Here is a 2,268-nt window from a genome sequence, read left to right on the forward strand (position 1 = left end):
CGACAAATCCGACCACCCCCGCCTGTACCGCGACCATGCGGCGGATAGTGCCATTGGTCACGCCGATGGCCTTCAGGGCACCGAACTGCTTGATGTTGTCGCGAATGAAGAGGCTGAAGGTCAGCCCGACGATCGCCACGCCGACGATGATGCCGAGCGCCACGGTGATTCCGAAATTGAGCGGGATGCCCGTGTTCTCGATGATGAAATCGACTCCGTCGCGCGCGAAATCGTCACGGGTGCGGGCGCGAAGGCCGGCCTGGCTTTCGATCCGCTCGACCAGTTCTTCCGGCGACACGTCCTGCGCCTTGCCGACCAGCACGAAGGACAGGCGGTTGCGCGTGCCCGGCACGTAATTCAGCGCGCGGCTGTATTTGGTATAAAGCGTAACCTGGCTGGTGAAACTCGGGATTGCATCGGCAATCCCGCGGATCACGGCGCGCTGGTCGTTAAGCTCCAGACGCTGGCCGATCGGGCTTTGGTCGGGGAACATGCGCGTTGCGCCGACATCGTCGATGATCACGCTATCGGGTTGCGACAGAACCCCCGGGGTTCCTTCGGCCATGTTTTTCGGCAGGCCGATCAGCGTGGCATCATCGACGCCCACCACCGTCACACCCTCCAATTCGCCGCTTCCGGTCCGCACCGAAGCCGACGCGCGGATATGCGGCACCGCCCATGCCACGCCGGGCACGCCGCGCACCTTATCGAGCGCGGTCGAAGGCATCGGATAGGCGACCTCGGTCGTCCTGCTGACGGGGTCCATCACCCAGACATCGGCGCTCGACACATTGTAGACCCCGCTCGACCCGCGTTCGAGGAGATTCACGAAGATGGTAAGCTGCTGGGTGATGAGAAGAGTGGAAAAGGCGATGCCGAACAGCAGGCCGTAGAACTTCTGCGCGTCGCCGGTGAGCATGCGGATCGCGATCCAGTTCATACAAACGCTCCGTCGCCTCTCTTGCCAAGACCGGTCGCATAGCTCATTAATGAACGATTGCGTTCAGGTGAGCGGAGCCGTTCAGATTGGCAAGTGACGAAACAGGATCGATGCCAGTCAGAGCCGGCAGGCCTGCCAGCGAGACGAAGCGAAAGGCCATCGTCGATGCGGCAGTCGCCAGCTTTTTCGACCGTGGCTACGCGGCGACCTCGATAGAGCAGGTCGCGGCCGTAGCCGGTGTTTCCAAAGTCACTGTCTATTACCAGTTCGGTGACAAGCGCGGCCTGTTCACTGCGGCTGTCGAACAGGAATGCGAACGGATCCGGGGATATTTCACCGTGCCGTCAGTTCCGAACGGCACTCTGCGCGAACGCCTGACCGAGATCGGGAAAGCGATGGTCACATTCCTCTCGCGCCCGGAGATGGTTCAGTTCGAGCGCCGTATCGCGGCGGAAACCGAACTCGACCCGGCGGTCGGTGCAACGTTCCTTGCGGCAGGACCGCATCGGATGAAGGAAGCATTCGCAGCATTGCTGACATCCCTCACCCAAGCGGGCGATATTTCCGTCGACGATCCCGAACTCGCGGCCGAACAATTCGCCGCCATGTGCAAGGGGATGGGTGATCTCGAACGTCGCTTCGGTATGGCCCGCGATGAACAGCGCGACACGGAACGGATCGATGGCGCCGTGGACGTCTTCTGCCGTGCCTATGCCATCGGCGATTCATGCTCGAAATAAATCGCCGATCTTTTCGCTTCTTTCGATTTCGCACTCCCAAGTAGAAAATTTTTTGCATTCGATCCGAGAAACAAGCGAACCCGCCAAAAAAGAGGCGAAATTCATCTGCGAGTTCATGCTTAATTAGCCATTACGGAGCCAAATAGCGTCCGTTTCAAAAGGGCTCTTTATGGTTATGAAATGCAGCGGATGCCGGAATGGCGAAAGCCTCGGCTTCGACATCCGAACGGCTTTCCAACCGATCGTGGATCTGACCACAGGCCGTCCCTACGCCTTCGAGGCGCTCGTTCGAGGCACGAATGGAGAAAGCGCAGGTGAAATCCTGGGGCGCGTGACCGAAGACAGCCGGTATGCGTTCGATCAGGCCTGTCGGGTCAACGCGATCAGGGAAGCGGTGGCTGCCGGTCTGTTGGATACGGAGGCCAAGCTTTCCATCAACTTCATGCCCAACGCCGTCTACTCGCCCCTTGCCTGCATCAAGCTGACGATGGAAACGGCGCTCGAAACGGGCCTTCCGACCAATCGGCTCATCTTCGAATTCACCGAAAACGAGCGGTTGGACACCGACCATGTGCGCAGCATCGTCAG

General features: G+C 59.8%; 3 protein-coding genes. 2 read left to right on the forward strand and 1 reads right to left on the reverse strand.

What is annotated here, in order from left to right; genetic code table 11:
• Window positions 1-940: ABC transporter permease (locus A3736_RS00995; RefSeq protein ID WP_067678085.1), on the reverse strand; the 940-nt coding region annotated here is incomplete at its 3' end.
• Between the two features lie 110 nt (window positions 941-1,050).
• On the opposite strand from A3736_RS00995, the gene A3736_RS01000 reads away from it, so the two are divergent.
• Together A3736_RS01000 and A3736_RS01005 are read left to right on the forward strand one after the other, a co-directional pair.
• Window positions 1,051-1,680: a TetR/AcrR family transcriptional regulator gene (locus tag A3736_RS01000; protein WP_067678087.1), complete on the forward strand. Its 630-nt coding sequence runs from the start codon at window positions 1,051-1,053 to the stop codon at window positions 1,678-1,680.
• Window positions 1,681-1,849: 169 nt separating this feature from the next.
• Window positions 1,850-2,268 (forward strand): EAL domain-containing protein (locus tag A3736_RS01005; protein ID WP_156501906.1); only part of this gene is annotated, 419 nt, incomplete at its 3' end.

The sequence above is a fragment of the Erythrobacter sp. HI0063 genome (genome assembly GCF_001635685.1).
Lineage (GTDB): Bacteria > Pseudomonadota > Alphaproteobacteria > Sphingomonadales > Sphingomonadaceae > Qipengyuania.